Below are 23989 nucleotides of genomic sequence, written 5' to 3' on the forward strand. Positions count from 1 at the left end.
CGCACACATGTGCGTTCACGCCCTACGATGACGCCGGGCGACTGGAGGAGTCATGGCCGTGCACTGGAGCGAGCGGGGCTATCACGCCCAGCGCTGGGCGGCGCGGGGGGCGCTGGCCGCCGCCGCGCTCGCCGTGGCGACCCCCTTGGTCTACGGCGGGCTGCGCGGTCTGCTGTTGCTGGTGTGCGGGGTCGCGGGACTGGCGCTCAGCGCGGCCGCCGTGTGGTGGACGCTGACCCGGAGGGGACCGCTGCGGTGGGTGTCCGCGCTGATCGCCGTGTGTGTGCCCGCGGGTCTGCTCGCGCTGTTCGCCGTGACTCTGTTCTGGGCGCTGCTGGTGTCCCTGGCCCTGTGGGGTCTGGCGGTGTGGAGCGGCAGATTCGCACTGCGCGGAACGGGCGGCGGGCACGCCCCTGGGCGGGAGCGGCGACTGCCGCCGCCCCGCAAGCCGGTGCTGATCATGAATCCCCGGTCGGGCGGTGGCAAGGTGGGCCGGTTCCGGCTGCGGGAGAAGGCCGAGCGGCTGGGCGCCCGGGTGGTGCTGCTCGAGCCCGGGAAGCAGCACGACGTCACCGAGTTGGCCCGCGCCGCCGTCGCGGACGGGGCCGACCTGCTGGGCGCCGCCGGTGGCGACGGCACCCAGGCACTGGTCGCGGCCGTGGCCGCCGAGCACGACGTCCCGTTCCTGGTCATCAGCGCCGGGACCCGTAACCACTTCGCCCTGGATCTCGGCCTCGACCGCGGGGATCCGGCCGCCTGTCTCGACGCGCTCACCGACGGCGTGGAACTCCGCGTCGACCTGGGGTTCGCCGGCGACCAGCCGTTCGTGAACAACGCGTCCTTCGGCGCCTACGCGGCGATCGTGCAGAGTCCCGCCTACCGGGACGACAAGATCGGCACCAGCCTGGAGATGCTGCCGGACCTGCTCACCGGCCAGCAGGGCCCCCGGCTGGTCGCGCGCGCCGGCGACACGACGCTCACCGCTCCGCAGGCCGTGCTGGTCAGCAACAATCCGTACCGCACCGGCGACCCCTTCGGACTCGGCCGGCGTGAACGGCTCGACTCCGCCGCGCTCGGCGTACTCGGCGTCAGGCTCGAGGGCGCCGTCGGTGCGGCCGCGCTGCTGCTGAACCCGGACCCGAGCGGGCTGACCGTCCTGACCGCACCCGAGGTTGTCATCGAGGCGGACCGCGAGGAGATCGAGGCCGGCGTCGACGGGGAGGCCATGGTGCTGCCGGCCCCCGTCCGCTGCCGTATCGCGCCGGGTGTGCTCCGCGTCCGGGTCCCGCGCAGGCGGCCCGGCGTCACCTCGGCGCCGCCCCGGCTGGACTGGCGGCGGCTGCGCAAGCTCGCGGCGACGGTCGGCCGTACCGCCGCGCCGGGCCGCCACCACCTCCCTCACGCCGCGCCGCACGGCCCCCAGCCATCGGACCGGCCGCACGAGGGGACGGGTCCGGGCGGGCAGGGCGAGTCGGCCGGGTCCTCCTCAGCGCACCAGTAGCTGGACGCCGCCCGCCACGGTCGCCGCGATCACCAACTGTTCGAACAGGCGCTGGTTGATCCTGTTCACGGCCCATCTTCCGAGCAGCGCGCCGGGCACCACGAACAGCACGAGCGCGGCGTCGAGCAGGAGCGAATCGGCGTCGATGAGACCGAGACCGGCGCTGAAGGGCAGCTTGGAGGTGTTGACGATCAGGAAGAAGAACGCCGAGGTCCCCAGGAACCCCAGCTTGCGGAAGCCGGCGGAGAGCAGATACAGCGACATCACGGGGCCGCCGGCGTTGGCGACCATGGTGGTGAACCCGCCGAGGACGCCGTAGGAGCGGGCCTTGGCGCGGCCGGCCCTCGTGGTGACGGCATCGGGCTCCTCCTCCGCGTCTGCCCGGCGCCGCCGCCAGACCGTCACCCCGGCCATCAGCAGCAGGATCGCTCCGATCGAGGTCCGTACGATCCCGTCGTCCGCCCACATCAGGAACACGGTGCCGACGACGACACCCGCCGCGACCGCCGGGAACAACCGCCACAGCGTGGGCCAGTGGGCGTGCCGGCGGTAGGTGAGGACGGCGAGCACGTCCCCGGCGATCAGGATGGGCAGCAGGACGCCGGTGGAGGCCTTGGCGGGCAGCACGGCGGCGAAGATCGCCAGGCTGACCGTGTTGGCGCCGCTGACGGCGGTCTTGGAGAAGCCGACGAGCAGGGCGGCGAAGGCGAGCGCGGCGAATTCCCAGCCGCTCAGGTGCCAGAGGTTCATGGTGTTCATCGCGGGGTCCGATGCTATGCGCAAGCAACGGACCCCGGTAAGGACAGTCCCGCCTGATGGCTCCCGGGGCGGTGCTCGGTGCTCAGTGCCGCTCGACCAGCACCGCGCTGCCCTGCCCCACCCCCACGCACATCGTCGCCAGGCCGCGCTCGGCGCCGGTGCGGCGCATGCGATGGAGGAGGGTGGTGAGGATGCGGGCGCCTGAGCAGCCCAGTGGGTGGCCCAGCGCGATCGCGCCGCCGCTGGGGTTGACCAGGCCGGGGTCGATGCCGAGCTGGTCCACGCAGGCGAGTGCCTGGGCCGCGAACGCCTCGTTGAACTCGGCCTCCTGGAGATCGCCGATGGTCCAGCCGGCGCGGGCGAGCACCTTGCGCGTGGCGGGCACCGGGCCGATGCCCATCACGTCCGGGTGGACGCCCGCGGAGGCTCCGGCGGCGTAGCGGCCGAGCGACTCCAGTCCCAGTTCGTTCAGGGCCTCCTCGCTGACGAGGATCAGACCGGCCGCGCCGTCGTTCATCGGGGACGCGTTGCCCGCGGTCACCGAACCGCCGGCCCGGAAGACGGGCTTCAGCCGGGCCAGCTTCTCGACCGAGGTGTCCTCACGGATGCACTCGTCGGTGTCGACGACCTCCCCGTCCGGGCGGGTCACGGGCAGGAGTTCGTCGTCGAAGTGACCGTCTCTGCGGGCGTCGGCGGCCCGCTGGTGGCTGCGCAGCGCGAACTCGTCCTGGCGTTCGCGCGCGATGCCGTACCGGGCGGCGACCTCCTCGGCCGTCTCTCCCATGGCCAGCAGGCCGTGCAGCTCCTTCATCACGGGGTTGACCAGCCGCCAGCCCAGCCGGGTGTCGGCGGTCTCCATCCGGTGCGGGAGGGCCTCGTCGGGGCGGGGCAGGACGAAGGGGGCGCGGCTCATCGACTCGGAGCCGCCCGCGATCACGATGTCGGCCTCGCCGGCCGCGATGGTGCGGGCGGCGGTGGTGACCGCCTCGAGGCCGGAGGCGCACAGCCGGTTGACCGTGGCGCCCGGGACGGACTCGGGGAGCCCGGCGAGCAGAGCGGCCATGCGCGCGACGTTGCGGTTGTCCTCTCCGGCCTGGTTCGCGGCGCCCCAGTAGACGTCGTCGACGCGGGCCGGGTCCAGCTCGGGCACCTCGGCGACCAGGGTGCGGATCACGGCGGCGGCGAGGTCGTCGGGCCGTACCGTGGAGAGGGCTCCGCGCAGTTTGCCGATGGGGGTGCGGCGGGCGGCCGCGAAGTGGACGGGACGCACGACTGGACTCCTGACCCCACGCCGGCCGCGGTGCCGTGACCGGCGGGACTCCTCGTGATTAGCACTGCTAGTTTTGGACTATAGACCGGCGTCCGGTTCGCTGGGAAGATCCGGTCGCGGCCGCCCCCTTCGTGTTTGCCCAGGAGGGCCACGGGCACCCGCGCGTTCATGGAGTGGTTGCGGAGCGCGGCCTGCGCGGGAGAGGACCCCGAGCTGTTCTTCCCCGTGGGCTCGATCGGACCGGCGGTGCGGGACACCGTCGCCGCCAAGCGTGTCTGCGCGCGGTGCCGGGTGAGAAGCCACTGTCTGGACTTCGCACTCGACAGCGGACTGACCTCGGGCATCTGGGGCGGCACCGGCGAGGACGAGCGCGAGGCCCTGCTCCGCGGGACCACGCACGGAACGAGAAGGAGGAACAGCACTTCATGACCGTCGTGAGGAGCACCCTGCCCGACGAGGCACGCCGGATATCCTGCGAGGCCCTCCAGGACACCCTGGTGGACCTGCTCGGGCTGTCACTGATCGGGAAGCAGGCGCACTGGAACGTCGTGGGTCCCCGCTTCCGTTCCGTCCACCTCCAGTTGGACGAGGTGGTCTCGGCCGCGCGCGCCCAGGCCGACACGGTGGCCGAGCGGGCCGCCGCGCTCGGCGTGCCGCCGGACGGCCGCCCGGAGACCATCGCCAAGGTCTTCTCGCTGCCGGCTCCGAAGGAGGGCTGGCTGCACGACTCGGAGGCCGTGCGGGTGATGACGGAGGCGCTCGGCGCGGCGGTGACACGCCTGCGCGAGCGCATCGATGCCACCGAGAAGGCGGACCTGGTCACTCAGGACCTGCTGATCTCGATCACCGCGGAACTGGAGAAGCAACGCTGGATGTTCGAGGCGGAGAACTTCCCCGGCGAGTCCTGACCGTCCCGGCACCCGCATACACGTACGTGAGGGGCACATCATGAGCGACGCCCTCGAGATGGACGCGCTGTGGGAGGACTTCCACCGCGTGGTGAACATGACCTCGGCGGAACTGGCTGCCTGGCTGCGGGTGAGCGACGCCGACGAGACGACCGAACCGCTGCCCGACCGGGCGGGCTCGGAGACCGGGCAGCAGGTGCTCGCCATCCTGCAGAAGCGGCGCACCGACCTCACCGAGGACGACCTGCGCGTGATGGAGGAGGTCGTCGACACCGTCACCGGGCAGGCCGACCTGGAGAACGAGCCCGCTGCCGGGGACACGGCCCGCCGGCACCAGTTGATGACGCTGGGTCACGACCCGCTCAAGACCTGACCGTGGCCGGCCGGGACGAGGAGCGGGCCGTGCTGCGCGCCCTCGTCGACGCGCACGGCGAGACCTACGCGGAAGAGGCCGGCATCCCCCTGCGGGACACTCCGCAGCCGCTGTACCGGCTGCTCGTGCCGGCCCACCTGCTCAGTGCCGGCATCAAGGGATCGATCGCCGTGGCCTCCGCCCGTGCCCTGCACGAGGCGGGGCTGCGCGACCCCCGCCGCATGGCCGAGGCGGACTGGCAGGAACGGGTGGACGCGCTCGGCCGGGGCGGCCACCCGCGCCACGACGAGCTACGGCCACCCAACTGGGCCAAGCTGCCCAGCTGTTGACCGAGCGCTGGGGCGGCGACTGCGCGGGCTCCGCGATGAGGCGGACGAGGATGTGGGCGAACTGCGCCGGCTCCTCAAGGAGTTCCCCGGCATCGGCCCCACCGGTGCCGGCATCTTCCTGCGCGAGGCCCCGCGGATCTGGCCGGAGGCATCCCCGTACCTGGACGCGAAGGCCCGTCAGGGCGCGCGACGGCTGAAGCTGCTCCAGGCCCCGGAGCGTCTTCCCGACCTGGCGGGACGCACCGAACCGGCGCTCCTCGCAGCCGCGTTGGTGCGGGCGGCGCTCGACAAGGACGTGACCGGGGACGCCCTGGCCCGGGCCGCGTCCCGGTGACTCTCCGTCATCCCCGTCTTCGACTCCCCCGTTTCACGGGACAACGTGATCACCGCACGGCACAATGTCCGCAGTGGTCCGACGTGCCCGCACGGGCAGGGGAGAGGGAGACGACGTGAGTGAGAGCCACACCCCGCCGAGCGGGTCGGCAAGGCTGAACACCGGTGTGGCGCACAACGCGCGCGTGTGGAACCACTGGATCGGCGGCAAGGACAACTACGAGGTCGACCAGCAGGTCGGCGACCACGTCGCCTCGATCATCCCCGTCATCCGGGACATCGCCCGCGCCGACCGGGAATTCCTGGGCCGGGCGGTGACGTATCTGGCCGGGGAACGCGGAGTGCGGCAGTACCTCGACATAGGCACGGGGCTGCCGACCGCGGACAACACCCATGAGATCGCCCAGCGCATCGCGCCGGACTCACGGATCGTCTACGTCGACAACGACCCGATCGTGCTGGTGCACGCCCGTACCCTACTGACCGGCAGCGGCGAGGGTGCCACCGACTACGTCGACGCCGATGTGCGCGATCCGGACGCCATCGTGGAACGGGCCGCCGAGACCCTCGACTTCACCCGTCCCGTGGCGGTTATGATGCTCGGCATCCTGAACTTCGTACTCGACACCGACCAGGCACGGGACATCGTGCGCCGGATCATGGCGGCGGTGCCCTCCGGGAGCTTCCTGGTCCTCACGCACCCCACCTCCGACCCGGGGGTCGGAGGCGAGATGCAGGTGCCCGCCATGGAGTTCTGGAACGAGAACGCCACTCCCCCGATCACCGCCCGCGGTGCTGCGGACATCACGGCGTTCTTCGAAGGGCTGGAGTTCGTCGAGCCCGGTCTGGTGTCCTGCTCGCAGTGGCATGCCGCGTCCGGCTCCACCCTCGTGGTGCCGCAGTACGGCGCGGTGGCCGTGAAGCCCTGACCGCTGAAAGTATGATCAAGCAATGTCTGACATGACCGAAACCACGCCGGGCTGGCTGTCCTCCGACGAACTGGAGATGGCGCGCGCCCAGATGCCGATCCTCTACGTCGAGGCCGTCCCCGTGCGTGTGGACGACAGCGGCGAAGTCACCAGCGTCGGTCTGCTGCTGCGTATCGGACCCGACGGAACGGTCAGCCGGACTCTGGTCTCCGGCCGGGTGCTGCACCACGAACGCGTCCGTGACGCCCTGCTGCGGCATCTGGAGAAGGACCTCGGCCCGGTGGCGCTGCCCCGCGTGCCGGCGTCGCTCCAGCCGTTCACGGTCGCCGAGTACTTCCCCACCCAGGGCATCACCGCGTTCCACGATCCTCGTCAGCACGCGGTGTCACTGGCGTACATCGTGCCGGTGGCGGGTGACTGCCGGCCCCGGCAGGACGCGCTGGACCTGGTGTGGTTCAGCCCGCAGGAGGCCGTGTCGGCGGCCGTGCAGAGTGAGATGCCGGGCGGACACGGCGTGTTGCTGAAGCAGGCGCTGGCGCACGCGGGCTGCGCGATCTGACCGAGGACGTCAGCGCTCCGGGTGGGTGAGGTTGCTGCCCGTCGACGGGTCGAAGACGTGGGCCTTGCCCATGTCGACCCGGAGTTCTACGGGTGCGCCCTCACGGGCGCGGGTGGCGGCGTCCAGCCGGGCCACGATCTGCTGGGCCGTCCCGGCACCGGTGTCGGCCAGCCCCGAGTCCATGGCCAGTTCCTCCAGTTCGGCGGTGGTCACCGGTCCTCCCTCGGCGCTGAAGTAGACGTACGCGTCGGAGCCCAGGGACTCCAGTACGTCCACGGTCGCGGTGATGACGGGCCCGCCCGTGTCGCGGGCCAGGCTCGCGTCCTCGAAGGCCTCGGGACGCAGGCCCAGGATGACGTCGCGGGGTGCCTTCCGTTGCTCCAGTGCCTGACGCGCGCGGTCCCCGAGCGCAAGGTCGCCCAGGGGGGTGCGCAGAGTGCCGCCGGACAGGGAGGCGTTGAGGAAGTTCATCGCCGGGGAGCCGATGAAACCGGCGACGAACAGGTTGCGCGGCGTGCCGTAGAGCTCGGCGGGGGTGCCGACCTGCTGGACCAGGCCCTGCCGCATCACGACGACCCGGTCGCCGAGGGTCATCGCCTCGGTCTGGTCGTGGGTGACGTACACGGTGGTGGTGCCCAGGCGGCGTTGCAGCCGCGAGATCTGGGTGCGCATCTGCACGCGGAGCTTGGCGTCCAGGTTGGACAGCGGCTCGTCCATGAGGAAGGCCTTGGGGTCGCGGACGATCGCCCGTCCCATGGCCACCCGCTGGCGCTGGCCGCCGGAGAGGTTGGCGGGTTTGCGGTCGAGAAACTCGATCAGGTCGAGCACCCGGGCGGCCTCCTCGACCTTGCTGTCGACGGTCGCCTTGTCCACCTTCGCCAGCCGCAGTGGGAAGCCCATGTTCTCCCGCACGCTCATGTGCGGGTAGAGGGCGTAGCTCTGGAACACCATGGCGACGTCCCGCTCCTTGGGGGCGAGGTCGTTGACGACCCGTCCGCCGATGCGCAGGGTGCCCTCGGTGATGTCCTCGAGGCCGGCGATCATGTTCAGGGTGGTCGACTTGCCGCACCCGGAAGGGCCGACCAGGATCACGAACTCACCGTCGGCGATGTCGAGATCCACGTCCCGCACGGCGAGGGATCCGTCGGGATAGCGCTTGGTGACTCCCTCGAGGACGATCTCGGCCATGGCTGGCTTCTCCTTGCCTTCATGCTCATCCCTTGACCGCGCCGGAGGTGAGTCCGGCGACGATCCGCCGCTGGAAGAGCAGGACGAAGATGATGATCGGGACGGTGATCACCACGGCTGCGGCGGCGATCGACCCGGTGGGCTGCTGGAACTGCGAACTGCCGGTGAAGAACGCGATCGCGGCGGGCACCGTGCGCGCGGACTCGGTGGAGGTCAGCGAGATCGCGAACAGGAAGTCGTTCCAGCAGAAGATGAACACGAGGATGGCCGTGGTGAACACGCCGGGCGCGGCCAGCGGGACGATGACCAGCCGGAAGGCCTGCGCGGGGCTGGCCCCGTCCACCTTGGCGGCCTTCTCCAGGTCCCAGGGGATCTCCCGGAAGAACGCCGACAGGGTGTAGATCGCCAGCGGCAGCGAGAAGGTCATGTACGGGATGATCAGCCCGGGCCAGGTGTCGAAGATCCCGATGATCCGCTCGATGTTGAACAGCGGGGACACCAGGGAGATCGGCGGGAACATGGCGATGAGCAGCGACATGCCGATGAGAACCTGCTTGCCGGGGAACCGCAGCCGGGCCACCGCGTAGGCGGCCATGGTGCCGAGGAGCACCGCGATCACGGTGGCGATCAGGGCGATGCCGATCGAGTTGATCAGTGCCCGGGTGAACTCGGAGGTCGCGAAGATGCCCCGGTAGTTCTCGAAGGTCCAGTCCCGGGGGATGTAGTTGCCGTCGGTGAGGGTGCCCGGGTCCTTGAACGACAGTGCGGCGATCCACCACACCGGGAACAGGGCGTACAGCACCACGACGACGTTGACGACGCCCCACCGGGTCGCGTGTGTCGTGCCCGCGGCGGCCATCAGCGCTTCACCTCCGCGCCGGGCGCTGCGGCGCCGAACAGTTTGACGAAGGTGAAGGCGATGATCCCGACACAGATGAAGATCAGGACTGAGATCGCCGACCCGATGCCCAGGTTCAGCGCGGTGAACAGGTTGTCGTAGCCGAGGATGGACAGGGAGCCGGTGCCGTGGGCGCCCGAGGTCAGGATGTAGATGTTGTCGAAAATCCGGAAGGCGTCCAGGGTGCGGAAGAGCAGGGCGACCAGGATGGCCGGTTTCATCAGCGGCACCATGACCTTGGTGAACCGCTGCCAGGGGGTGGCGCCGTCGACCATGGCGGCCTTCAATGTCTCCTCCGGGACCAGTGCGAGGCCCGCCAGCAGGAGCAGCGCCATGAACGGGGTGGTCTTCCACACCTCGGCGAGGATGATCAGCCACAGCGCGGGCCACTGTTCGGTGAGCGGGGCGTCGCCGGTGGGCAGCAGTTCCGCGAGGTAGCCGAGTTCGGGGGTCCAGGCGTACTGCCAGGAGAAGGCGGCGACGACGGTGACGATGCCGTACGGGATGAGCACCGCCGTGCGCACCGTGCCGCGTGCGAAGAGCGTGCGGTGCATCACCAGGGCGAGGCCCATGCCGAGGACGAGTTCGATGGCCACGGACACGACGGTGAGGAACAGCGTGACCCAGAAGGCGTCCCACCAGAACGGCGAGGACAGCACCGAACCGTAGTTGCTCAGGCCCACGAACTCGGCACGGGCGGGGAAGCGCAGGTCGTAGCGCTGGAGGGACAGGTAGACCGCGTAGCCGATGGGATAGGCGGTCACCGCCACCATGACGAGGACGGCCGGCGCGCACAGCAGCCAGCCCAGTCGGCGCTCCTGTCTGGCGCCGGCGGAGAGGGCCTTCCTGCCCTTCGCCGGTCCTGCCATGGTGCTCACGGGATCACACCCTCGGATCGAAGGGCCTGGTCGATCTGTTCCCTGATGGTGTCGACCGCGCTCTCGGGCTTGATCTCCGACGGCGGGGACAGGGTGTGGGAGACGGCGATCGACACGTTCTGGTAGGCGGGGGTGACCGGCCGTACGCTCGCCTTCTCCAGGGAGGCCAGCACCTCCTTGGAGAAGGGGTATTCCTTCATGAACTCCGGCTCGTCGTACAGAGCGCGCAGCGTGGGCGGCAGTCCGCCCTCGAGCGCGGCGGTGAGCTGGTTCTCCCGGTTGCGCAGGCACAGGGCGGCCTCGAACGCGAGGTCGGGGTGGCGGGAGTAGGCGCTGACGGCGAGGTCGATGCCGCCGATGGTGGGGCGGGCGGGGCGGGCGGCGTCGACACGGGGGTAGGGCGCCCAGCGGAAGTCCTTGAACAGCCGCGGGTTGTTGGACCTCATCGACGGATAGACGAACGGGTAGTTGACCTCGAAGGCCGCGACGCCCGACTCCATGGCCAGGCGGTTCTGGTCCTCCATCTGGTTCGGCAGGGAGGGATCGGCGGCCGGGGAGTTCGCGAGGTCACGCATGACCGAGGCGGCGCGGACGGCGGGCGGGCCGAGGGAGGGCTCGGTGGCACTCGGGTTGAGGATGGTGCCGCCCGCGCTGTTGAGCAGGGAGTTGAACCAGACGGTGAGGCCCTCGTACTGGGCGCCCTGGATCTCCACGTAGTGCGGTTTGCCCTGCCGGGCGAGGTCGCGGGACATGTCCAGCATCTCGGACCAAGTCGTGGGCGGGGTGGGCACCAGGTCCTTGCGGTACCACAGGAGCTGGATGTTGGTGTTGTACGGGACGGCGTACAGCCTGCCCTTCCATGTGGCGGTCTGGAGGGGAACGCGGAGCGTGCCCTCGGTGGCCCGGCGCTTCGTCCCGCCGGTCCACTCCCGGATCCAGCGGGCCTCGGCGAACTCGGCGGCCCAGGTGACGTCGAGGCCCAGGATGTCGAGGGAGTCGTCCTCGGCGGCAAGTCTGCGGACCAGCTGCTGGCGCTGGCCGTCGGCGGCCCGGGGCAGCTTGTTGTAGCTGATCCGGTAGCGGCCGCCGGACGCCCGGCTGCACCGGTCCGCGGCCTGCTGCAGGGCGCCGGAGTCGTCCGGGAAGTTGTACCAGTTGAGGGTGGGACGGGAGGTGTTGTCGTCGCCGCCGCAGGCGGCGAGCGTCGATGCCAGCAGGGTCAGCGCGACCAGCGCCCGCGTCCGTCGCGGTCTTCCGGTCCATCCGCGCCTCGCGTGCACGCGCTCCACACCTCGCTCCCGGGACGGCGGCGTCGGTGTCGGACCCCGCGGCGGTGCCTACCCGGCGAAGGTTAAGCAGCACACAGGGCGGCACCAAGGACATTCGAGGAGGATTCGCCCATGTGGGCTCGAAGGTGAGGGCGGCGGTTCAGCGTCGGAGCCGCCGGGAATCACCAGACCGGTCTCGTACGCCACCACGACGGCCTGGGCTCGGCTGTCGAGATCGAGCTTGGTCATGGTGCGGTTGTGATGGGTCTTGACCGTCGCCTCGCTGATGAAGAGCTGCTCGGCGATCTCGGTGTTGGACAGTCCTCGCGCCGTGAGCAGCAGCACCTCCCGTTCCCGGGCGGTGAGCGCCTCCAGGGACGCCGGCGAGTCCGGTACCGGCCTCGAGCGCTGCACGTACGCCTCGATGAGTCTGCGGGTGACGCTCGGCGCGAACAGCATGTCGCCGCGCGCGACCAGCACGCGCGGCAGCGCCGGCCTTCCCGACGACGGAGCGGGGCCGGGCGGCGCGGCGGCCTCGGCGTTCCAGGGTGCGTGCGGTGCGGGCCAGCGGGGTGTCGTTGGCGCAGGTCGCCTCGGCGACGGCGAGTCGCACCTCGGTCGCCCGCGCGGAGTCCCGGCTCATGCCCTTGGTGATCAGGGGACGCTTCTCGCGGATGTCACGTGGGGTGGCGTACGGGTGACCGGCTTCGCGCATGCAGGCCGCCCAGGCGTGGACAGCGCGCTTGAAACGGGGGTCGGCGCCGATGTCGGGGGCGTAGAGGGCGGTGAGACTCTGGGCCGTCTTCTTGGCGCGAAACCAGGTGGGCAGATCACCGTACAGCTCCTTCATGGCCGTGGACCGGCAGCCGTCCCGGGGCGTCCACACCGTGCCGCCCAGCGGCAGTTCGACCTTCACCACACCTGTCTCCGGCGTGCCGTCGAGGTCTTGTTGTAGCGGACGAGGTCCCGCTTGTTCAGTTTCCGCGCGTAGGCGGCGTTGCGGTTCGTCAGCCGTGCCCGCTCCGCCCTCTCCTCGAGTTCCCGGCCGTAGCCGTACTGCTTCGCCCAGGCGACGTCGGTGAGCACGTATCCGTGGCCCTGGCGGTCCGCGACACTCGCGATCGGGCCGATCCAGTACGGGAAGCCATGTTCCCTCATGCACTTCTTGACGAGGATCTCCTCGCCGCGCTCGACCGTGATCTGTTCGGCGTACGTCAGATCACGCGGCTTCACCGTGTCCGCGGGCGGCGGCCGGTTCGCGGGCGGGCCGCATCCCGCCACCACGACGGCCGTGCCGGCGGTCAGCGCCGCGCAGAGAGGGGCGAGCAGCGCCCTCGCCCTGCCCGTTCCTGGTCATGGGTGAGTTCATGCCCGCCCCCCCTGCGGCCCCCGTCAGCGGGGTGTTCCCCGCTCGCCAACAGACGGTATGCGGCCGGCTCCGGCGGATCGTCAGCCCGCCGGTTGACGCTCCCGGTAAACCTTGGCGGTACTCCCCCGGCCCCGCGCAACCGTGGTGGCAGGCCGGGCCGGCGACGGGTGTGCGGACATGACGAAAGGCCGTCCGGGTCTCCCCGGTACGGCCTCCGACTGCCCCTCAGCAAGTCGGGACGACAGGATTTGAACCTGCGACCCCTTGACCCCCAGTCAAGTGCGCTACCAAGCTGCGCCACGTCCCGTTGCCCGTCTGACCTGGGGATTCCCCCGGCCGAACGCGCACGGAAACCATACCGCACTCGGGACGGTGATCGCGCATCCGTTTATCGCCGGCCGGGACTTGACCTCAACTTTGATTGAGGTTGAACGATGGCTGTATGACGATCACCGAGGAACAGACGCGCACCTACGGATTCACGGATCTGCCGTCCTTGATGGGGCTCATGACCGGTGACGAGAAGCACGGTCCGGCCGCGACGTCGACGCTGGACGCGCTGTGGGTGCTGTACGACCGGGTCCTGCGGGTCGGGCCGGAGCGGATCGACGACCCCGGGCGGGACCGGTTCCTGTTGTCGAAGGGGCACGGACCCATGGCGTACTACGCCGTACTGGCCGCCAAGGGCTTCCTGCCGGCCGGCTGGCTGCCGGGATTCGGATCGTACGACTCTCCGCTCGGCCACCACCCGGACCGCGTGCTGGTGCCGGGGGCGGAGATCGGCAGCGGGTCGCTGGGCCACGGCCTGCCGATCGCCGTCGGCACGGCGCTGGGCCTGCGCGCCCAGGGGCTCGACGAACCGCGGGTGTGGACGCTGATCGGGGACGCCGAGCTGGACGAAGGCAGCAACCACGAGGCGATCGCCTTCGCCGGACCCGCCGGCCTGGAGCAGCTGCACACCGTCGTCATCGACAACTCCTCCGCTTCGTATGCCCGGCCGGGCGGGATCGCCGCGCGCTTCGGGGCGGCGGGCTGGTCCGCGTCCACGGTCGACGGCCGTGATCACGACGCGCTGTACGCCGCGTTCACCGCACCGCACCCGGGCAGGCCGCACGCGGTGGTGGCCCGGGTCGAGTCGAAGAACGCGTGACGTTCCCCAGTCTCTTCACCATGGAAAGGACCGATCTCTCGTGGACAGCATGCGTGAGCGCTTCGCCCCTGTCATCACCCGGCTGCTCGACGAGGACCCGCGGGTCGCGGTGGTACTCGCCGAGATCGGCCTGGCCGACTTCGGCCAGGCACTGCACCGGCATCCGGACCGGGTCGTCAATGTGGGCATCCGGGAGCAGCTGCTGGTCGGAGCGGCGGCCGGGATGGCACTGACCGGGCTGCGGCCCGTCGTGCACACCTTCGCGAGCTTTCTGGTCGAGCGGCCGTTCGAGCAGGTCAAGCTGGATCTGGGACACCAGGACGTGGGAGCGGTGTTGGTGAGCGCCGCCGCTTCCTTCGACTGGCCGGCCGGCGGCTACACGCACATGGCCCCGGGCGATGTGGCCCTGCTGGACACCCTGGACGGCTGGACCGTGCATGTGCCGGGTCATCCGGACGAGGCCGAGACGCTGTTGCGGCATGCGGTGGCGGCCGGCGACGACAAGGTCTACGTACGGTTGTCGCTGCAGTCCAACGCTCGCGGGCTCCCCGTGGACGGGGAGCGGTTGCGCACCGTCCGTGAGGGACGCTCCGGGGTCGTGGTCGCCGTGGGACCGATGCTGGACGCCGTGCTGGACGCCACGCGTGACCTGGACGTCACCGTGCTGTACGCCACGACCGTCCGGCCTTTCGACGCGGCCGGTCTGCGTCACGCCACCGGGACGGCCGGGACGGACGTGGTCCTGGTGGAGCCGTATCTGGCGGGTACGTCGACGGCGGCGGCGAACGACGCGCTGGCCGATGTGCCGCACCGGGTGCTGGGGCTCGGCGTGGGCCGGGCAGAGCTGCGGCGGTACGGGCGGATCGACGAGCATGTCGCCGCGCACGGTCTGGACGCCCGGTCGCTGCGGGCACGGATCGGACGGTTCGTCGGTGCGGGCGGGACGGTGCCGGCGGACGCGTGACGCGGGGGCCAGGTCTTCCCGTGCCCGCGTCCCCGGGTGTGTTCCGGGCGGCGTGGGCGAAGGCGGTACGCCGAGCCTCCGCGTGGACCGGGTCGCGCATCGCGAGCGCGGGCGACCGCCCCTTGCGACGAGAGCGCGAAGTCCCGCGACCGCACGGGCGGCGCTCCCCGTCATCGCCTCCGGGCCGGACACGTGGCCGGCCCCGCGCTCCCCAGTGGCCGCCGGAGCCCTCTCCCGGCCGGGGCGGGCCCGCGGTGCGGGATCATGCCACGGAGCGCCGCCCCTGCCCGGTCGGTCCTCAGTCCGCGGGAGGCAGCCCCAGCCGGGGGTGGGACTCCAGGAGCTGGGTCGGAGCGGCCTGGCGCCAGGAGTCGGCGAGGATGTCACGCAGTTCGCCCTCGTCCTCCAGGGCGGCGAGGCGGACCCTGACCCAGGCGAACTGTGCCTCGTGGCCGGCGATCCAGAACTTCCCCGGTTCGGCGAGGGCCAGTTCGTCGCGCTCCTCCTTGGGGCAGCGCACGGCGATGGAGGTCTCGTCCTCGGGCAGGGTGGCGAACATCTTGCCCGCGACCCGGAACGTGGGCATGCTCCAGGCGATCTTCTGCGTCGTGTCCGGCAGGGACAGGGCGATCCGTCGTACGTCTTCGGCATCCGGCATGGCAGGCACCGTAGCGGCCGTCACTGACAATCACCTGGTGGCGGGCGATGTCGCGGCCGCTCCGAGACGCTTGTAGTAGATCGTCGTCGGCCGCAGCACCCCGGCCGGGTCCGCAGCGTAGTCCGGGATGGCTCCGACGGGGGTCCAGCCGGAGGTGCGGTAGAGGTACTCGGCGGGGCTGCCGGTCTCGGTGTCCAGGTGCAGCAGGGTGATGCCCCGCGCGGTGGCCTCCTCCTCCGCGGCGGCCAGCAGGGCTCGGCCGAGACCCCGGCCGCGGGCCGCGCGGTGCACCATCAGCTTCACCAGTTCCGCGCGGTGCGTGCTGTTGGGCTTGTCGGGCAGGGCGAGGCCGACGGTGCCGAGGACACGTCCGGGCTCCTCGTACGCCACCCAGGCCGTGAGCCGGCCGGCGGCGACGGCCGCGCACCGTTCCCGCCACCAGGCGACCGCCTCCGCACGGTCGAGCGGGCCGAGGAAGCCGACCGAGGCACCACCGTCCACGGTGTCGGTCAGGAGTTCGGCCAGCTCCTCGGCCAGCCGCAGCAGGTGAGCGGCGTCGGGGCGGATGACGTTCACGGCCGCACCACCGCCAGGACGTAGCGGACGTCCCCGGGGCCGGGGCAGCGGAACCGGGTCGGGCCCCAGACGCGCAGCCTGAGGCAGTCGCCGTCGCCGAGGTGGTGCTCGGTCCCCCCGGCCGTGATGCGGAGCGCCCCTTCCAGGACCCAGATGTGCTGTTCCAGGCCGGGCACGGGCGGGCGGTCGTAGACGATGTCGGCCCCGGCGGCGAGCCGCCCCTCGACGAGTTCGCCCCGCAGCCCGCCGTGCGGCGGGGACACGGACCGGCGGACGAATCCCGAGGCCCGGTCCTCCCACACCGCCTGGTCGGCGGCGCGCACCACCGGCGCCGGTTCCTCCTCGACCTCGCTGAGCAGCTGGGACATGGTGCGGCCGTAGACGGCGCAGAGGCGGTTCAGCAGGGAGGCGGTGGGGCTGGTCTCCGCCCGCTCCGCGCGGGAGAGCGTGGACCGGCTGATGCCCGTGCGCTCGGCCAGTTCTCCGAGGGACCAGCCGTGCTCGGTCCGCAGTTCCGCCAGCCGGCCGCCGAGCTTCACGTCGACGGGATCCGGGGCCGGCGGCCCCGCCTCCTCCTGTTTCATATTCGGGAAGATATCCCATATTCGAGATGAGGAGGAGGGGCGTCCTACGCTTCTTCGGCCGCCGCGCGGAGCGCGTCCAGGACCGGACGGATCAGTGGGTGCTCCTCGGCACCCCGGCGCACGGCGGCGAAGACCCTGCGGGTCGGCGCCACGCCGTCGACCGGACGGACGACCACGCCCGCGAGATCCATGCCGCGCAGCGCCGAGCGGGGCACCAGGGCGACGCCGCCGTCCGCCGAAGCCAGGGCCACCACCGCGCGGAAGTCGTCCGAGGAGTGCTCGAGACGGGGCTGGAACCCGGCGCTCTCGCAGGCGAGGACGACCACGTCGTGGCACGGGTTGCCGGGGTACGGACCGATCCAGGGGTCCTTGGCCAGCTCGGCGAGCGGCACCTCCGCGGTGTCGGCCAGGCGGTGGGTGACCGGGACGACGGCGTCGAAGGGCTCCGCGTACAGCGGCACGTGGGCCAGTCGCGGGTCGTCGGCGGGGGGAGCCCCGCGGTACTCGACCGCCACGGCGACGTCGACCAGCCGGTCGAGGACCATGGGCAGGCTGGCGTCCCCCTCGGCGTCCTGGACCCGGATGCGGATGCCGGGCGCCGAGGCGGCGAGGCGGGCCACCGCGGGCGCGACGACCTGGGCGATGCCGGTGGCGAAGGCGGCGACCGTGACGGTACCGGCCTCCCCCGAACCGTAGGCGGCCAGCTCGGCCTCGGCCCGCTCCAGCTGGGCGAGGACGGCGTTGGTGTGGCTGAGCAGGATCTCGCCCGCCGGGGTGAGCCGTACCCCCTTGGCACCGCGCTCGACGAGACGGTGGCCGGTCTCCTGTTCCAGTGCGGCGAGCTGCTGGGAGACCGCGGAGGGGGTGAGATACAGCGCGGCGGCTGCCGCCGTGACCGTGCGGTGGTCCGCCACCGCTCGGAGGATGTGGAGCCGCCGCGCCTCGATCATGGATGCGATTGTCTCAAATCGCTCGGTGTGCTCCGCTCAGGCGTCGAGTTCCGCCCGTGCCGCGACGAAGGCGTCCACCGCGCGGTTGACGTCCTCGGCGGAATGCGCGGCGGACAGCTGGACGCGGATACGGGCCTGGCCCTGCGGCACCACGGGGTACGAGAAGCCGATCACGTACACCCCGCGCTCCAGCAGCAGCTCCGCCATGCGGCCCGCGCGGGAGGCGTCGCCGATCATCACCGGGGCGATCGCGTGGTCGCCGGGGAGGATGTCGAAGCCCTCCGCGGTCATCCGGCGGCGGAACAGAGCCGTGTTCTCGGCGAGCCGGACGCGCAGGTCGTCGGCCGACTCCAGCAGGTCCAGGACCTTCAGCGAGGCGGCGGCGATCACCGGGGCGAGCGTGTTGGAGAACAGATACGGGCGGGAGCGCTGGCGCAGCAGGGCGACGATCTCCGCGCGGGCGGCGACATACCCGCCGGAGGCCCCGCCGAGCGCCTTGCCGAGGGTGCCGGTGATGATGTCGACGCGGTCCATCACGCCGTGCAGTTCGGGCGTGCCGCGCCCGCCGGGGCCGACGAAGCCGACGGCGTGCGAGTCGTCGACCATGACCATCGCGCCGTGCCGGTCGGCGAGGTCGCAGATCTCGCCCAGCGGGGCCACGTAGCCGTCCATGGAGAAGACGCCGTCGGTGACGATCAGCTTGCGGCGCGCACCGCCCTCGGCGGCCTCCTTCAGCTGACGCTCGAGGTCGGCCATGTCGCGGTTGGCGTAGCGGAAGCGGCGGGCCTTGGAGAGCCGGATGCCGTCGATGATCGACGCGTGGTTCAGCGCGTCGGAGATCACCGCGTCCTCCGGGCCGAGCAGGGTCTCGAAGACGCCGCCGTTGGCGTCGAAGCAGGAGGAGTAGAGGATCGTGTCCTCCTGGCCGAGGAACGCCGACAGCCGCGCCTCCAGTTCCTTGTGCACCTCCTGGGTGCCGCAGATGAAGCGGACGGACGCCATGCCGTAGCCCCAGCGGTCCAGGGCCTCGTGGGCGGCGGCGACCACCTCGGGGTGGTCGGCGAGGCCGAGGTAGTTGTTGGCGCAGAAGTTGAGGACCTCGCCGGGGCGGCCGCCGGCGGTGACGTTCACGGTGGCGGACTGCGGGGTGCCGATGACGCGCTCGGGCTTGTGCAGGCCTGCGGCGCGGATCTCGTCGAGGGTGGTGCGCAGGTCGTCGCGCACGGAGTCGAACATGTCGGGAAGCTCCTAGGGGGGCGGATGACTTACGCGGTCCAGTCGAGGATGACCTTGCCGCCCTTGCCGGCGGCCGCGTCCTCGAAGGCGGCCTCGAAGTCGCGGTAGGAGTAGCGGCCGGTGACCACCGGGGCGAGGTCCAGGCCACCCTCCAGCAGGACGGACATGGCGTACCAGGTCTCGAACATCTCACGGCCGTAGATGCCCTTGATGGTGATCATCGAGGTGACGACGCGGGACCAGTCGACCGCGAACTCCTCGGCCGGCAGGCCGAGCATCGCGATCCGGCCGCCGTGCGTCATGTTGTCGATCATGTCCCGCACGGCCTCGGGGCGGCCGGACATCTCCAGGCCGATGTCGAAGCCCTCACGCAGTCCGAGGGCGTGCTGCCCGTCGGCGATGGTCGACTCGGCGACGTTCAGCGCCAGGGTCGCGCCGATCTTGCGGGCGAGCTCCAGGCGTTCCTCGCTGACATCCGTGATCACGACGTTGCGCGCGCCGGCGTGCCGGGCCACGGCGGCCGCCATCAGACCGATCGGGCCGGCGCCGGTGATGAGGACGTCCTCGCCGACGAGCGGGAAGGACAGCGCGGTGTGCACGGCGTTGCCGAACGGGTCGAAGATGGCGGCAACGTCGAGGTCGACGGGGACCCGGTGCACCCAGACGTTGGTGGCGGGGAGCACGACGTACTCGGCGAAGGCGCCGTCGCGTCCGACGCCGAGGCCGACCGTGGCCCGGCACAGGTGGCGGCGTCCGGCCAGGCAGTTGCGGCACTTGCCGCACACCAGATGGCCCTCTCCGCTGACCAGGTCACCGCTCGTGATGTCGGGGACGTCGCGGCCGGTCTCCACGACCTCGCCGACGAACTCGTGTCCGAGGACCAGCGGGGTGCTGATCGTCTGCTGGGCCCAGCCGTCCCAGGACCGGATGTGCAGGTCGGTGCCGCAGATGCCGGTGCGCAGCACCTTGATCAGCACGTCGCCGGGTCCGACGGCGGGCTCCGGGACGTCCGCGAGCCACAGCCCGGGCTCCGCCTTCTCCTTGACCAGCGCCTTCAACGCTACGGCTCCTGAGGGTGAGTCCCGGCCCCGGGCACGCCGTGGCGCCCCCGGTCCGGGAGGAGGAGTGGAATCGCACTGCAATCTGCCGTACAGCACCCTCACCGGTCCATCGAGGATTTCTTAAGCGCGACCACAGCTTTGCTTCACGCCGTCACCCCATCGGCGGCGGCGAAGGCCCTCACCGCCGGCAGCCGCCGGCCTCCCCACCGGCAGCCCCGCCGACCTCACAACGGCAGCCCGCCGGCCTCCCGGCGCTCCAGCCGTTGGACGAGATCCGCGGCCTGCGCCTTGATGGCGGCGAGCCCCGGCCGGCCCCAGGCCCGCGGCTGGACGTCGGTGACCGAGACGGTGCCCAGCACCATGCCGGTGCTGTCGACGAGCGGCGCGCCCAGGTAGGAGCGGATGCCGAACTCGTCCACCACCGGATTGCCCGCGAACCTCGGGTAGTCGCTCACGTCCTCCAGGACCAGCGCCCTGCGCCGGGCCACCACATGGGGACAGAAGCCGTGATCGCGGGGCAGCACCCGCCCCAGCAGGGCGCCGCTGCCGTCGCCGCGGACGGCCGGCGCGACGGCCGGGGTGCGCAGGCCCGCGAAGAACTGCCCGTCCTCGCCGAGGAAGTTGACCATGGCGTACGGCGCGCCCGTGAACTCCGCGAGACCGTAGGCGAAGGCGTCCAGCGCGGGTTCGGGACGGTCTCCCAGCCCCAGCCCGCTCAGCCTGCGGATGCGGGCCGGGGCCTCCTTGTCCTCGGGGGTGAGCAGCAGACGACCGGCCGGGCGGGGCGGGTCGTAGCTCATGGGCGGGCTCCCAGGATGTGGGCGAAGATCATATGCGGGCTCCGAGAGGGGGTGCGGGGATCACCTGTGGGCGCCGTACCCCGTCGCGGCGGCCGGGGCGTGGACGATGAGGTGGCGGACGAGGGTCAGCAGGGTCCGGACGCCCGAACTGGAGGTCCGGGCGTCGCAGCACACCACGGGGACGGCGGCGGGGAGGTCGAGGGCGGCACGCACCTCCCCGGGGTCGTAGCGGAAGGCTCCATCGAACTCGTTGACGGCGACGATGAATCCGAGGCCGCGCTGCTCGAAGAAGTCGACCGCCGCGAAGCACTCCTCCAGGCGCCGGGTGTCGGCCAGGATGACCGCGCCGAGCGCGCCCTCGCAGAGCTCGTCCCACATGAACCAGAACCGTTCCTGGCCGGGTGTGCCGAACAGGTACAGCACGTGTTGCGCGTCGAGGGTGATGCGGCCGAAGTCCATGGCCACGGTGGTCTCGACCTTGTTCTCGATGCCGTCGAGGTTGTCGGTGGCGGCGCCGACCGTGGTGAGGAGTTCCTCCGTGCTGAGCGGCGCGATCTCGCTGACTGCGCCGACGAAGGTCGTCTTGCCCACGCCGAACCCGCCCGCCACCAGGACCTTGAGTGCGGTGGGGAACGGATCGTCACCGTCATGTGCGCCGTCGACCCGGTCAGAGCTGTCGTCGTAGTCCATCGAGCACTGCCTCCAGAAGGGCCCGGTCCGTCGGGTTGTGGTGGAACTCGGGGGGTTTGTCGGTCAGCGCCCCGCATTCCACGAGGTCCGCCAGCAGCACCTTGGTGACGGCCACCGGCAGCCTGAGATGGGCGGAAACCTCGGCGACCGGGACGGGCGCGCGGCACAGGTCGAGGACCTGCGCGTGCTCGGGACCGAGGTAGCCGAGGGGGGTGGCGCCGGTGGCTCTCACCTGCGACAACAGGTCGAGAGCGACAGTGGGGCGGGTACGGCCGTTGCTGACCGTGAAGGGGCGCACCAGCCGGCCGGCCGCGTCGTCGAGCCACGGCCCGTCGCCTGCCGCCTTCACGCTCAAGGCCTCATCGCCGGGGGTTCGACGCCCTGCTGCCGGGGTGCGGTCACCAGATACGGGCGGACGGACTTGACCAGCATCGCCATCTCGTAGCCGAGCACCGCGGCGTCGGCCTCACGGCCGGCCATCACCGCGAGGCAGGTGCCGGAGCCGGCGGTGGTGACGAACAGCAGCGTCGAGTCGAGCTCGACGACGACCTGGCGGACGTCGCCGCCGTCACCGAAGCGGATACCGGCGCTGCGGCCGAGGGAGTACAGGCCGGAGGCCAGTGCGGCCATGTGGTCGGCGCTGTCGGCGTCGAGTCCGTGCACGGACTTGACCAGCCCGTCGCAGGACAGCAGTACGGCGCTGTTGGTGTGCGGTACGCGTTGCACGAGGCCGCTCATCAGCCAGTCGAGGTCGGATACCTGGGCTGTCGGCGCATCGCTCGCCATGGTGGATCGACTCCTTGGGGTACGAAGGTCTGCGGGAGCGCTGGAGGTGGGGGTGGGGAAGGGGGTGGTCATCCGGCGGGTGCGCTCCCGTCCTGCCGGGCGGTGTGGTCCATGCGGGGTGCGGCCACGGACGGCCGCGGGGCGGCGGACAACTCCTGCTGGGACTCCGCGAGGCTGATGCCCCGTTGGAAGGCCGCCATGAGATGGGGGTCGTGGCCGGCGGGGTACTCGGGGTCCTGGCGGGGGGCGGGACCGTCACGAAGCTGGGGTGCGATGTGCTCCTGGGCGCGGCGGCGGGGCAGCTGGGGTCGGCCCATGGTGCCGCGCACCGTGGTGCCGCGCGGGGTGAGGGGCGTGGTCCCGTGGTCGGCGGGGGCGTCCCGGTCGCGGTGGTGAATGCCGGGCACGGCCTCGGCGGGGGTGGGGCGCACCTCATGGGCGCCCCGCATGGGCAGCGGCGGGGCGACCGCGCCGGTGTCGCCGTGCGGGGCCTGGGTGCGGGGAGGGGGTGCCACCGGGGTGAGCGGTACGGCGGGTGGGTGCGCGGCGCCGCCGTGCGGGGAGACCGGTGCCGGCCCGGTGACCGGGCGCGGTCCGGCGGGCACGTGACGGGCAGTCGGGACGGTTCCGGTGCCACTGTCCTGCGGCTGCGGTACCGCTGCCGCTCCCTGTCCGCCGGCCAGGGCGCCGGGCTCCGTGCCGAGCAGTGCCTGGGGCAGCACGAGCACGGCCTGGATGCCGCCGTAGATGTTGGCCTGGAGCCGCACGTGGATGCTGTGCCGCTTGGCGAGCTGGGAGACCACGAACAGTCCGATGCGGCCGTCGGCCAGCAGGCTGGCGACATGCACCTGGTCGGGGTCGGTGAGCAGCGCGTTCATCCGGTCCTGCTCGGCGAGGGGCATACCGAGCCCGCGGTCCTCGACCTCGATGGCGAGCCCGGACGTGACGAGGCTGGCCCGCAGCAGCACCTGGGTGTGCGGGGCGGAGAACACCGTGGCGTTCTCGACGAGTTCGGCGAGCAGGTGGATGACGTCGGCGACGGCGTGCCCGCGCAGCGTGCCGTCGATCGGCGGGACGAGTTTGACCCGCGAGTACTGCTCGACCTCGGCGATCGCCGAACGCAGCACCTCCGTCATGGAGACCGGATTGCTCCACTGCCGCCGGGAGACGGCCCCGCCGAGCACGGCGAGGTTCTCGGCGTGGCGGCGGATGCGGGTGGCGAGATGGTCGACATGGAAGAGGCCCTTGAGCAGATCGGGGTCCTCCATCTCGTTCTCCATCTCGTCGAGGAGGGAGATCTCTCGGTGCACCAGGGACTGCAGACGCCGCGCGAGGTTCACGAACACCTCGAGCTTCTGTTCGCTGCCCGCCTGGCTGGAGAGCCGGGAGGCCTGTACGACGGCGGTGACGGCACCGTCGTGGGCACGGGTGAGGTCGGCGGCGAGGAGGTCGAACTCGTCGGCGTCCTCTGCCGGTTCCCCGTGCCGTGCCCGTGGGGGCGGGGTGTCGCCGTGGCGCAGTGCCTCGACGAGGGCGTGCAGATCGGCCTCGCGCCGGGCGGTGCTCCGGCGCAGGGAGCCGATGCGGTCGTACACGGTGCGGGCGGCGCGGTCGGCGGCCACGGCGGCGATGACGACGGCGGCGAAGGTCACCGATGTGGCGCCGCCGAGTACGGCCCACAGGGTGGGGCCCGGCCGTACTCCGGTGGAGCGGACGGCGAAGAGCACGGCCGCGCAGGCGCTGAGCGCCACCGCGACGGGCGGCAGCACCGCGAGGCGCAGGAGCTGGGGCCGTATGTGCGTCTCGGGCAGCGCGGGAGCGGTTCGCGCGGGTGGCCGTCCGTGCCGTCCGCCCTCGCGCCTTTCCGCCCGGGGGGCCGGACCGGCCCTGTGCGCCCGGGGATCGCCGGGGCGCGGGCCGCCGTGGTCCGGCACGCGCGCCACGATCATGGTGCCGACGGGCGCCGGCGTGG

The 23989-nt window shown here is 71.7% G+C and carries 26 protein-coding genes, 1 tRNA gene and 2 pseudogenes; 9 read left to right on the forward strand and 20 right to left on the reverse strand.

Annotation, left to right across the window (positions count from 1 at the left end; all coding sequences use genetic code 11):
* Positions 1-52: 52 nt before the first annotated feature.
* A complete protein-coding gene (locus ACZ5C2_RS21720; RefSeq protein WP_468793293.1) occupies positions 53-1501 on the forward strand; it encodes a diacylglycerol/lipid kinase family protein in 1449 nt (482 codons plus the stop codon).
* Here ACZ5C2_RS21720 and ACZ5C2_RS21725 read toward each other — a convergent pair.
* Together ACZ5C2_RS21725 and ACZ5C2_RS21730 are read right to left on the reverse strand one after the other, a co-directional pair.
* Positions 1487-2260, reverse strand: a complete 774-nt coding sequence (locus ACZ5C2_RS21725) for a sulfite exporter TauE/SafE family protein (RefSeq protein WP_468793296.1) — start codon at positions 2258-2260, stop codon at positions 1487-1489. The two genes, ACZ5C2_RS21720 and ACZ5C2_RS21725, sit on opposite strands and share 15 nt — an antisense overlap.
* 82 nt (positions 2261-2342) lie before the next feature.
* Complete coding sequence (locus ACZ5C2_RS21730; protein WP_468793299.1) at positions 2343-3530, reverse strand: thiolase family protein; 1188 nt, start codon at positions 3528-3530, stop codon at positions 2343-2345.
* Positions 3531-3698: 168 nt separating this feature from the next.
* Here ACZ5C2_RS21730 and ACZ5C2_RS21735 point away from each other — a divergent pair, with 168 nt between their 5' ends.
* From ACZ5C2_RS21735 to ACZ5C2_RS21760, 6 genes and pseudogenes are all read left to right on the forward strand, one after another.
* Positions 3699-3959: a WhiB family transcriptional regulator gene (locus ACZ5C2_RS21735; RefSeq protein WP_468793302.1), complete on the forward strand. Its 261-nt coding sequence runs from the start codon at positions 3699-3701 to the stop codon at positions 3957-3959.
* Positions 3956-4438 (forward strand): Dps family protein, encoded by a 483-nt coding sequence (locus tag ACZ5C2_RS21740; protein WP_468793304.1) that lies wholly within the window; start codon positions 3956-3958, stop codon positions 4436-4438. The genes ACZ5C2_RS21735 and ACZ5C2_RS21740 overlap by 4 nt, the downstream gene beginning before the upstream one ends.
* 40 nt (positions 4439-4478) lie before the next feature.
* The gene (locus ACZ5C2_RS21745; protein ID WP_468793307.1) at positions 4479-4811 is read left to right on the forward strand and encodes a DUF3140 domain-containing protein; all 333 of its coding nucleotides are present in this window, start codon (positions 4479-4481) and stop codon (positions 4809-4811) included.
* A gap of 2 nt (positions 4812-4813) precedes the next feature.
* Positions 4814-5474: pseudogene (locus tag ACZ5C2_RS21750) on the forward strand (HhH-GDP family DNA glycosylase).
* A 115-nt stretch (positions 5475-5589) separates the two neighbouring features.
* Positions 5590-6402, forward strand: coding sequence for an SAM-dependent methyltransferase (locus ACZ5C2_RS21755; protein ID WP_468793310.1), 813 nt, complete (start codon positions 5590-5592; stop codon positions 6400-6402).
* A 22-nt stretch (positions 6403-6424) separates the two neighbouring features.
* Positions 6425-6961: an NUDIX hydrolase family protein gene (locus ACZ5C2_RS21760; protein WP_468793312.1), complete on the forward strand. Its 537-nt coding sequence runs from the start codon at positions 6425-6427 to the stop codon at positions 6959-6961.
* Between the two features lie 9 nt (positions 6962-6970).
* Here ACZ5C2_RS21760 and ACZ5C2_RS21765 read toward each other — a convergent pair whose 3' ends face one another.
* The 7 genes and pseudogenes from ACZ5C2_RS21765 to ACZ5C2_RS21795 all read right to left on the reverse strand — a co-directional run bounded on the left by ACZ5C2_RS21765 (position 6971) and on the right by ACZ5C2_RS21795 (position 12869).
* On the reverse strand, positions 6971-8149 hold the full coding sequence (locus ACZ5C2_RS21765; RefSeq protein ID WP_468793315.1) for an ABC transporter ATP-binding protein: 1179 nt from the start codon (positions 8147-8149) through the stop codon (positions 6971-6973).
* 25 nt (positions 8150-8174) lie between these two features.
* The gene (locus tag ACZ5C2_RS21770) at positions 8175-9008 is read right to left on the reverse strand and encodes a carbohydrate ABC transporter permease (protein ID WP_468793318.1); all 834 of its coding nucleotides are present in this window, start codon (positions 9006-9008) and stop codon (positions 8175-8177) included.
* Positions 9008-9916, reverse strand: a complete 909-nt coding sequence (locus ACZ5C2_RS21775) for a carbohydrate ABC transporter permease (protein WP_468793403.1) — start codon at positions 9914-9916, stop codon at positions 9008-9010. Before ACZ5C2_RS21775 ends, ACZ5C2_RS21770 begins: the two co-directional genes overlap by 1 nt.
* Before the next feature lie 5 nt (positions 9917-9921).
* Positions 9922-11205 carry an ABC transporter substrate-binding protein gene (locus ACZ5C2_RS21780; RefSeq protein WP_468793321.1) on the reverse strand — a complete coding sequence of 428 codons (1284 nt, stop codon included), beginning with the start codon at positions 11203-11205 and terminating at the stop codon, positions 9922-9924.
* A gap of 159 nt (positions 11206-11364) precedes the next feature.
* Positions 11365-11667, reverse strand: a pseudogene (locus tag ACZ5C2_RS21785) (response regulator transcription factor); the annotation flags it as partial.
* 438 nt (positions 11668-12105) lie between these two features.
* Positions 12106-12426, reverse strand: a complete 321-nt coding sequence (locus ACZ5C2_RS21790) for a hypothetical protein (protein WP_468793323.1) — start codon at positions 12424-12426, stop codon at positions 12106-12108.
* A 369-nt stretch (positions 12427-12795) separates the two neighbouring features.
* A tRNA-Pro gene (locus ACZ5C2_RS21795) sits at positions 12796-12869 on the reverse strand.
* 135 nt (positions 12870-13004) lie between these two features.
* Here ACZ5C2_RS21795 and ACZ5C2_RS21800 point away from each other — a divergent pair.
* Together ACZ5C2_RS21800 and ACZ5C2_RS21805 are read left to right on the forward strand one after the other, a co-directional pair.
* A complete protein-coding gene (locus ACZ5C2_RS21800) occupies positions 13005-13712 on the forward strand; it encodes a transketolase (RefSeq protein ID WP_468793326.1) in 708 nt (235 codons plus the stop codon).
* Between the two features lie 40 nt (positions 13713-13752).
* Entirely contained in the window at positions 13753-14676 is a 924-nt protein-coding gene (locus ACZ5C2_RS21805) for a transketolase family protein (protein ID WP_468793328.1), read from the forward strand.
* Between the two features lie 298 nt (positions 14677-14974).
* Here ACZ5C2_RS21805 and ACZ5C2_RS21810 read toward each other — a convergent pair whose 3' ends face one another.
* From ACZ5C2_RS21810 to ACZ5C2_RS21860, 11 genes are all read right to left on the reverse strand, one after another.
* The gene (locus ACZ5C2_RS21810) at positions 14975-15334 is read right to left on the reverse strand and encodes an MmcQ/YjbR family DNA-binding protein (RefSeq protein WP_468793331.1); all 360 of its coding nucleotides are present in this window, start codon (positions 15332-15334) and stop codon (positions 14975-14977) included.
* Positions 15335-15364: 30 nt separating this feature from the next.
* On the reverse strand, positions 15365-15910 hold the full coding sequence (locus tag ACZ5C2_RS21815) for a GNAT family N-acetyltransferase (protein WP_468793334.1): 546 nt from the start codon (positions 15908-15910) through the stop codon (positions 15365-15367).
* Positions 15907-16494: a helix-turn-helix domain-containing protein gene (locus ACZ5C2_RS21820; protein ID WP_468793337.1), complete on the reverse strand. Its 588-nt coding sequence runs from the start codon at positions 16492-16494 to the stop codon at positions 15907-15909. The genes ACZ5C2_RS21815 and ACZ5C2_RS21820 overlap by 4 nt, the downstream gene beginning before the upstream one ends.
* Positions 16495-16538: 44 nt before the next feature.
* The gene (locus tag ACZ5C2_RS21825; RefSeq protein WP_468793340.1) at positions 16539-17444 is read right to left on the reverse strand and encodes a LysR family transcriptional regulator; all 906 of its coding nucleotides are present in this window, start codon (positions 17442-17444) and stop codon (positions 16539-16541) included.
* Positions 17445-17480: 36 nt separating this feature from the next.
* Complete coding sequence (locus ACZ5C2_RS21830; RefSeq protein ID WP_468793343.1) at positions 17481-18680, reverse strand: glycine C-acetyltransferase; 1200 nt, start codon at positions 18678-18680, stop codon at positions 17481-17483.
* Positions 18681-18709: 29 nt separating this feature from the next.
* Positions 18710-19738, reverse strand: coding sequence for an L-threonine 3-dehydrogenase (gene tdh / locus ACZ5C2_RS21835; protein WP_468793346.1), 1029 nt, complete (start codon positions 19736-19738; stop codon positions 18710-18712).
* Positions 19739-19965: 227 nt separating this feature from the next.
* A complete protein-coding gene (locus ACZ5C2_RS21840; RefSeq protein ID WP_468793350.1) occupies positions 19966-20541 on the reverse strand; it encodes a GAF domain-containing protein in 576 nt (191 codons plus the stop codon).
* 60 nt (positions 20542-20601) lie between these two features.
* Positions 20602-21231 carry a GTP-binding protein gene (locus ACZ5C2_RS21845; RefSeq protein WP_468793353.1) on the reverse strand — a complete coding sequence of 210 codons (630 nt, stop codon included), beginning with the start codon at positions 21229-21231 and terminating at the stop codon, positions 20602-20604.
* A complete protein-coding gene (locus tag ACZ5C2_RS21850; protein WP_468793355.1) occupies positions 21209-21580 on the reverse strand; it encodes a DUF742 domain-containing protein in 372 nt (123 codons plus the stop codon). Before ACZ5C2_RS21850 ends, ACZ5C2_RS21845 begins: the two co-directional genes overlap by 23 nt.
* Positions 21581-21582: 2 nt before the next feature.
* On the reverse strand, positions 21583-22017 hold the full coding sequence (locus ACZ5C2_RS21855; protein WP_468793358.1) for a roadblock/LC7 domain-containing protein: 435 nt from the start codon (positions 22015-22017) through the stop codon (positions 21583-21585).
* 68 nt (positions 22018-22085) lie between these two features.
* Positions 22086-23966, reverse strand: coding sequence for a sensor histidine kinase (locus ACZ5C2_RS21860; RefSeq protein WP_468793361.1), 1881 nt, complete (start codon positions 23964-23966; stop codon positions 22086-22088).
* Positions 23967-23989: the final 23 nt, after the last annotated feature.

The organism is Streptomyces sp. NPDC031365, assembly GCF_055569765.1.